The sequence below is a fragment of the Arthrobacter sp. I3 genome, assembly GCF_000520575.1.
In the GTDB taxonomy this organism is placed as follows: Bacteria; Actinomycetota; Actinomycetes; order Actinomycetales; family Micrococcaceae; genus Arthrobacter; species Arthrobacter humicola_A.
Genome location: NZ_KI914920.1, coordinates 45,946 through 53,730 on the forward strand (window position 1 = coordinate 45,946; position 7,785 = coordinate 53,730).

At 67.0% G+C, this 7,785-nt stretch carries 7 protein-coding genes and 1 pseudogene; all 8 read right to left on the reverse strand.

Going from position 1 to position 7,785, the window contains the following annotated elements; genetic code table 11:
- Window positions 1-491: pseudogene (locus Y706_RS30170) on the reverse strand (aminodeoxychorismate lyase); the annotation flags it as partial.
- Window positions 488-1,072 (reverse strand): Holliday junction resolvase RuvX, encoded by a 585-nt coding sequence (gene ruvX, locus Y706_RS0109900; RefSeq protein WP_028276471.1) that lies wholly within the window; start codon window positions 1,070-1,072, stop codon window positions 488-490. The pseudogene Y706_RS30170 and the gene ruvX, both read right to left, overlap by 4 nt.
- A 10-nt stretch (window positions 1,073-1,082) precedes the next feature.
- Window positions 1,083-3,761, reverse strand: a complete 2,679-nt coding sequence (gene alaS, locus Y706_RS0109905; protein WP_028276472.1) for an alanine--tRNA ligase — start codon at window positions 3,759-3,761, stop codon at window positions 1,083-1,085.
- 175 nt (window positions 3,762-3,936) lie between these two features.
- Window positions 3,937-4,203: a DUF6167 family protein gene (locus Y706_RS0109910; protein ID WP_253906754.1), complete on the reverse strand. Its 267-nt coding sequence runs from the start codon at window positions 4,201-4,203 to the stop codon at window positions 3,937-3,939.
- A gap of 20 nt (window positions 4,204-4,223) precedes the next feature.
- Complete coding sequence (locus Y706_RS0109915) at window positions 4,224-4,598, reverse strand: DUF948 domain-containing protein (RefSeq protein ID WP_018773156.1); 375 nt, start codon at window positions 4,596-4,598, stop codon at window positions 4,224-4,226.
- A gap of 167 nt (window positions 4,599-4,765) precedes the next feature.
- Window positions 4,766-5,392, reverse strand: a complete 627-nt coding sequence (gene rpsD, locus Y706_RS0109920; RefSeq protein ID WP_018773157.1) for a 30S ribosomal protein S4 — start codon at window positions 5,390-5,392, stop codon at window positions 4,766-4,768.
- 186 nt (window positions 5,393-5,578) lie between these two features.
- Window positions 5,579-5,977, reverse strand: a complete 399-nt coding sequence (locus tag Y706_RS0109925) for a cupin domain-containing protein (protein WP_028276474.1) — start codon at window positions 5,975-5,977, stop codon at window positions 5,579-5,581.
- A 265-nt stretch (window positions 5,978-6,242) separates the two neighbouring features.
- The gene (locus Y706_RS0109930; protein ID WP_028276475.1) at window positions 6,243-7,688 is read right to left on the reverse strand and encodes a replication-associated recombination protein A; all 1,446 of its coding nucleotides are present in this window, start codon (window positions 7,686-7,688) and stop codon (window positions 6,243-6,245) included.
- Window positions 7,689-7,785 lie beyond the last annotated feature (97 nt).

The window sequence follows — 7,785 nt, forward strand, 5'->3', positions numbered from 1 at the left end:
CCGTGGCCGAGCCGGCCCGCTGACGCATAGACGACGTCCTCGTGGCCAGCGTCTTCGCGGACGGGCTCGTCGCGGGAAGGTACTTCGTGGACTGGTACATCACGGACAGGGATCAGCTGCGTGAAGTCTTCGTGCACGCCTTCTTCGCGCACGGACTCTTCACGCACGGCTTCTTCACGCACGGCTTCTTCGCGCACGGGCTCTTCACGCACGGCTTCTTCGTGCACGGGCTCTTCACGAATGGCTTCTTCGTGCACTGTCGGTGCCGCGTCGGGAAGTTCCGGTGCGGACTGCGGCAGTTCGCTGTCCTGCGCCGGTGCCGTTGCCGGCGTCGGAACGTCCGGTCCCGTCTCAAAAGCCTGCGGCGGGATCACGTTGTGGCCCTGGGTGGCCAGAAGCTTTTCCCGGGCCCGGATTTCTTTGCGCGTCAGCGGTCGGCCGGCGCCACCAAGGGCGTCACCGGAGGAGTCATCACTGTTGACCGGGCTCACTGTAGCCTTCCATTTTCTGAAGAGTGCGTCTGTACTGCCGGGCCGGTCTGTGCGCCGCCTCCGGTCGGCCCCGGCGCAGACTCCGCGTACACGCGGTTTCCGACCTCCGTTCCCCTGGCCTTTTGCATATCAATCGCATGTTGCAGAATACCTGCCGCCGCAACCTGATCAACAACTGTACGGTGATTCCTGCTGCTCATGCCAGCTTCGTGCAGGTTGCGGTGGGCGCTCACGGTGCTGAGCCGCTCGTCAACCAGGCGCACGGGCACCTCGGATCCGGCGACCTGCAGGGCCAGTACCAGCAGCTGTGCGTACTCGGTCGCCATCCTGGCGGAGGCGTGCTCTTCGCCCTTCATGGTGCGCGGCAGTCCCACGAAAATCTCCACGGCGCCCAGCTCCGCGGCCAGGGCAGCCAGGATTCGCACGTCAGTGTTCTTTTTCACGTTCCGCGCCAGCGTGCGCAGCGGCGTCGCCAGGATTCCGTCGGGGTCGCAGACGGCCACCCCCACACGGACGGTGCCGACGTCCACCCCGAGCTTCACGCCCCGGGGATAGACGCCGGCCACAGCAGCTTCAGACACGTGGGATCCGCTATCGCCTGGTAATGGCGTCCACGACGGCGCCGAGGGCAGCACCGACCTTGGCAGCGTCGGTCCCGCCGCCCTGGGCGACGTCGTCCTTGCCGCCACCGCCGCCGCCGAGGATGCCTGCGGCGAGGCGCACCAGGGCACCGGCCTTGACTCCGGCCGCCCGGGCGGCTTCGTTGGTGGCGATCAGGATCACGGGACGGTCGTTGCTGACACCGGCCACCGCGACGGCGGCGGGCTCGGACCCGAGACGCGTCCGCAGGTCCAGGGCCAGGCCGCGCAGGTCGTCCGCGCCGCTGACCTGGCCGGCGTCGTGCGCGATGACCTTGACGCCGGCGGCATCCTGGGCGGTGCCGACCAGCTGGGCTGCGGCGGCCGTGAGCTGCTCTTTGCGCAGCCGCTCGAGTTCCTTCTCGGCCGTCTTGAGCTTGGTCAGGGTGTTGGAAATCCGGTCCGCGAGCAGCCCGGAGGGAACTTTCAGCATTTCCGTGAGCTCGGTGACGAGCGCCCGCTCTGCGGCCAGGTGCCGGAACGCGTCCATGCCCACGAAGGCTTCGACGCGGCGGTTTCCTGAGCCGACCGACTGTTCGCCGAGCAGGGACAGGCTGCCGATCAGCGAGGTGTTCCCGACGTGGGTACCGCCGCAGAGTTCCCGGGACCAGGCGCCGTCGATTTCCACGACGCGGACCTCGTTGCCGTAGTTCTCGCCGAACAGTGCCATGGCGCCGAGCGCCTTGGCCTCGGCGAGCCCCATGATCTTGGTCTCCACCCGGAAGTTGTTGCGGATGGCGATGTTGGAGACTTCCTCGATCTCGGACCGGGTGGCGGCGCTCAGGCCCTCACCCCAGGCGAAGTCGAAACGGAGGTAGCCGGCCTTGTTGAAGGAGCCGCGCTGCAGGGCTTCCGGGCCGAGGATCTGGTGCAGGGCAGCGTGCACAATGTGCGTGCCGGTGTGGGCCTGCTCCGCAGCGTGGCGGCGCTCCCGGTCCACGGCGGCCTGAACCAGCGAGTCGGCACCGATTTCGCCTTCGCGGACGATTGCCTTGTGAACGCTGAGGCCCTTGACGGGGCGCTGGACATCCAGGACCTCGACGACGAATCCGTCGCCGGTGATCAGCCCGGTGTCGGCAGCCTGGCCGCCGGCTTCGGCGTAGAACGGCGTCTCGGCCAGGACCAGTTCGATTTCATCGCCGGTGGAGGCCTGGGCGACCTTCCGGCCGCCGGAGAGGATGCCGCGGACCTTGGACTCGCCCTGGAGCTCGGTGTAGCCGGTGAAGACTGTCTCGCCGGCGGACAGCAGCTCCTGGAACGCGCTGAGGTCAGCGTGCGACCCCTTCTTGCCCTTGGCGTCGGCCTGGGCGCGCTGGCGCTGCTCGAGCATGAGCTTGCGGAACTCGGGCTCGTCGACTTTCAGCCCGGCCTCTTCGGCCATTTCCAGGGTGAGGTCAATCGGGAAGCCGTAGGTGTCATGCAGGGCAAAGGCGTCGGCGCCGGAGAGCGGCTGGTTGGCGGCCTTGGATTCCTTGACGGCGTCCTCGAGGCGGGCGGTGCCGGAGGCGATGGTGCGCAGGAACGCCTTCTCTTCGGCGTAGGCAATCCGGCTGATGCGTTCGAAGTCGGTCTCGACGATCGGGTAGACACCCTTCATGGCGTCCCGCGAGGCGGGCAGCAGTTCCGGCAGGCACGCCTTTTCGACGCCGAGCAGGCGCATGGAGCGGACGGCCCGGCGGATCAGGCGGCGCAGCACGTAGCCGCGGCCCTCGTTGGAGGGGGTCACGCCGTCGGCGATCAGCATAAGGGCCGAGCGGATGTGGTCGGCAACGACGCGCATGCGGACGTCGTCCGTGTGGTGCGGGTCCTCGGCGGACTCCGCGGAGGTGTACTCCCGGCCGGAAAGGGCCGCGGCCCGGTCGATCACGGGGCGGACCTGGTCCGTCTCGTACATGTTCTCGACGTCCTGGAGGATCATCGCGAGGCGCTCCATGCCCAGGCCCGTGTCGATGTTCTTCTTGGGCAGCTCTCCGGTGATGTCGAAATCCACCTTCGAGCGGACGTTGTCGATCTGGTACTGCATGAACACGAGGTTCCAGATCTCGACGTAGCGGTTTTCATCGGCGATGGGGCCGCCCTCGACGCCGTAGGACGGGCCGCGGTCGTAGTAGATCTCCGAGCAGGGACCGGCGGGGCCGGGCTGACCGGTGGACCAGTAGTTGTCGGACTTGCCCATGCGCTGGATCCGCTCGGCCGGCATGCCGGTGTTCTTCAGCCACAGCTGCTCGGCCTCGTCGTCCTCTTCATAGACGGTGACCCAGAGCCGCTCCGGCGGCAGTCCGTACCCGCCGTCGTCCACGCTGGTGGTCAGGAGCTCCCACGCGAACTTGATGGCGTCTTCCTTGAAGTAGTCGCCAAAGGAGAAGTTGCCGCACATCTGGAAGAACGTGCCGTGGCGGGCGGTTTTGCCCACTTCCTCGATGTCACCGGTCCGGATGCACTTCTGCACGCTGGTGGCCCGCTGGTAGGGGGCCTCCTCACGGGCGGTCAGGTACGGGATGAACGGGACCATGCCGGCCACCGTAAACAGCAGGGACGGGTCGCTGGAGACCAGGGAGGCGGAGGGCACGGCGGTGTGCCCCTTGCTGACAAAAAAGTCGATCCAGCGCTTGGTGATCTCCTGCGACTTCATGAGCTGTTTTCTTACCCTTCAATATTCACTGCGTTAGGTGGCCCGCGTCTGTGCTGCGCGGGACAAGCTGAGGACCGGCACTGATCCGGGCCCGTCAATCTGGTGCCCGTCACCGGGGGCGTCGGCGCGCCGTCGCCCCCGGTGACGGGCACCTTACTTACTAATTCTCTCCCGGCTAGCGCCGGACCGCATCCCGGCGGGCGACAGTGCCGCCGGCAGCGAGGTCCGTTGCCGTCTCGATCCCGAGGGCCGTGCGGAGTTCTGACTCCCGCTCGCCCATGCCATCGCGGACGGCATCGGCGAAGTCGAGCAGGCCGTCCGTCAGCCGTCCGACGGCCCGGTTCAGGCCTTCGGGGCCGAGGGCGGACTGTGCTTCGGTGACTTTGCGGAAGGCGATGACGCCGATCGCGACGCCGATTCCCATCCAGATGATTCTGTTCATGTCAGGTGCTCCCGGAGGGTTTAGCGGCTGCGGCGGCCGGTGGCGGGCTTTTTGCGGGTGCTGAAGGCGGAGCGCACGCCGTAGCTGAAGGCTGCCACCTTGATCAGCGGCGAGCCCACGGTGGCGGCCATGAGCGAGGACAACGCCGAGATGTTGGCGGAGGCGTCCGAGACGTTCGAGGAGATGCCGTCAACCTTCTTCAGCTGCTCGTTGGTGGTGGTCACCGTGGCGGTGACCTCGTCCATGAGCGGGGTGGCGCCGTCGCTGATGGAGCGGATGGTGGTCCGCATTTCATCGAACACTCCCCCGAGCTTCAGGATCGGCACGGCGAGCAGCAGGACCAGCAGTGCAAACACTCCAGCCGCGATCAGGCCGGCAATATCGCCACCAGACATAGACACTCATCTCCTTGAACTGCAGTGGATACCTGCTTGTTGCGTCGGGTTCCGACGGTTTCGACCGCCGGGCGGAACCGGCTCCCGGGGAACTCCCCCAAGTACCTTACATACAAAGAAGCCCGCGGCGCTTGCCACGGGCTTCTTTGTAGGTGATGCCTTTTGAATTAGCGTGCGTAGAATTCCACGACGAGCTGCTCTTCGCAGGTCACGGGGATCTCGGAGCGCTTGGGGCGACGCACCAGGCGGGCCTGCAGGGCGTCAAGCTTGACGTCCAGGTAAGCCGGAACGATCGGCAGGACGTCGCGGTGAGCGCCGGCTGCTGCAACCTGGAACGGAGGCATGGTCTCGCTGCGGCTGTGAACGTGGACCAGCTGGCCCTCGCCGACGCGGAAAGACGGGCGGTCAACGCGGATGCCGTCAACGAGGATGTGGCGGTGCACAACCAGCTGGCGGGCCTGGGCGATGGTGCGGGCGAAGCCGGCACGCAGCACGAGGGCGTCGAGACGCATTTCGAGCAGTTCGATCAGGTTTTCACCGGTCAGGCCCTTGGTGCGGCGTGCTTCTTCGAAGGCACGGGTCATCTGGGCTTCGCGGATGCCGTACTGGGCGCGCAGACGCTGCTTTTCGCGCAGACGTACGGCGTAGTCGGAGTCCTGCTTCTTGCGGGCACGGCCATGCTCACCGGGGCCGTACGGGCGGCGCTCCATGTACTTGGCGGCCTTGGGGGTCAGAGCGATGCCGAGTGCACGCGAAAGGCGTGCGGTACGGCGAGCACGAGTGTTGTTAGCCACTTGTGTCCTTCCAATATCTGCGGTGTGTCAGTGTTACTGGCCTCCACGATGGAGAGCATCGGCCAACCGCTGCCTTTTGCTACTGGGCACAGGGCAACCCTCATCGAACCGAAGTTTCCATGGATTGTGCGTCCGTGCCTTGCCAGACAACGGTCCAGCCTACCAGATCCGGCCGGCGGACCGAAGTCAGATTCTGGCGTGCGCTCCCCGGACACCGCTGCGCCCGAAGGACGCCGCGCCCAGGAATTCCACGGCCACGAACGGTTTCGGGCCCACCACCCATTCGTCGTGTCCCGGCGGAATCGCGTAGGTGTCGTTGGCGTGGATCGTGGAGCGCAGCCCTTCGGCCGTTTCGACTTCCATTTCACCGGAGATGCAGAAGCCGAGGTGGTGGTGCAGGCAGACGTCGGTCCGCTCGTAGGGTCTGGTGTTCTCCGACCACCGCCAGCCCGGGCCCAGGATCAGCCGGGCCACCGAGTAGTCGTTCACTGTGCAGAGGTCGAATTCGGCCTTGTCCGGGCACCGTTTCTTGTCCGGCACATCGAAGGACTTCACTGCCATGGCTGTAACGAAGTTGATACTCATGGGACACCTGCCGGGGACGGGACGGGAACGCTCGGGCTGGATGAGCTGGGATGGAGCGAAGCCGGCTGCCGTTCCGGGGTCCGGAACGAGGGAGCCAGCGATGTGACCGCGCTGTCCCCTGCGCCGCACGGACGGTCAGCAGATCCATGCCGCCGTAATTCCACGTTAGACCTCTTGGCCCCTATGTCAACGGCGGATTCCGGCGCCACCGGGCGCCGCCGACCTGCCGCAGGTCACGGGCGTTCACTTGCCGCCCACGTGCTTTTCAGGTGCCGCGGATGATCCTCCGAAGCCGCTCGAGCCGGGTGGCGATGTCGCGTTCGGCCCCGTTGCCGGTGGGTTCGTAGTAGTTGCGCCCGACGAGGTCGTCCGGCGGGTACTGCTGCGTGGCGACGGCGTGCGGGGCATCGTGGGCGTATTTGTAGCCCTTGCCGTGGCCGAGCTGTTTCGAGCCCGGGTAGTGGGCGTCGCGAAGGTGGGCGGGGATGCCGTTCCCGAGCCCGGCGCGGACGTCGGCGATCGCCTGGTTAATGCCCATGTACGCGGCGTTGGACTTCGGCGCGGTGGCCAGGTGCACCACGGCTTCGGCGAGGATGATGCGGCCTTCCGGCATGCCGATCAGCTGTACGGCCTGGGCCGCCGCGACGGCGGTCTGCAGGGCAGTCGGGTCAGCCATGCCGACGTCCTCAGCCGCCGAGATCACGATCCTGCGGGCCACGAACCGGGGGTCCTCACCCGCCTCCAGCATCCGGGCAAGGTAGTGCAGCGCGGCGTCGACGTCGGAACCCCGGATCGACTTGATGAACGCGCTGGCGACGTCGTAATGCTGGTCCCCGGCCCGGTCGTAGCGAACGGAGGCAACATCCAGGGCGCGTTCGGTGTGCTTGAGCTCGATCTTCACCGGGGCCGCCTCGGGCGCCCCGCTGGCTGTGCCGGCTACGACTGCGTCAGTGTCGTCCGCGTCCCCGAACGCGACGCCGGCCGCCGCCTCGAGGGCGGTCAGTGCACGGCGGGCATCCCCGCCGGAGAGCCGGACGAGGTGTGCCAGGGCCTCGTCGCTGAGTTCCACTTTGCCGCCGAGCCCGCGGTCATCCGTTGCGGCCCGCAGGAGAAGGCCCTCGACATCGGCGTCGGTGAGCGGTTTGAGCGTCAACAGCAGGGAGCGCGATAGCAGCGGGGAAACGACGGAGAAGGAGGGGTTTTCGGTGGTCGCGGCGACCAGGACCACCCAGCGGTTCTCGACGCCGGGCAACAGGGCGTCCTGCTGGGCCTTGTTGAAGCGGTGGATCTCATCCAGGAACAGCACAGTGGTGGTTTTGAACAGGTCACGGGCGGTGAGGGCTTCGTCCATGACGCGGCGGACGTCCTTGACGCCGGCAGTGATGGCGGAGAGCTCGACGAATTTCCTGCCTGGGCCCTTGGCGATGACGTGCGCGAGCGTGGTTTTGCCGGTACCAGGAGGGCCCCAGAGGATCAGTGAACTGGGACCCGCGGGGCCGGTGGCGTCCGTGCCGGCGGCGAGCTGGCGCAGCGGCGAGCCTTGGCCGAGGAGGTGCTGCTGGCCCACCACGTCATCAAGTGTCCGAGGCCGCATCCGGACGGCGAGCGGGCTGCGCGGGGAGACCCGGCGGCTCTCGCCGGTCTGGTCAGCGTCGCCCTCATCCTCGATAGCGGCGCCGCCGTCCCGCCCTGCGCCAAAGAGATCATCCACATAGATAGGCTACTTCTAGTTCCCGCCTGCCCAGACACCCTCATAACGGAGACCCGCGCCATGACAACACCCGACACCCGTGTGGCCTTCGTCTCCG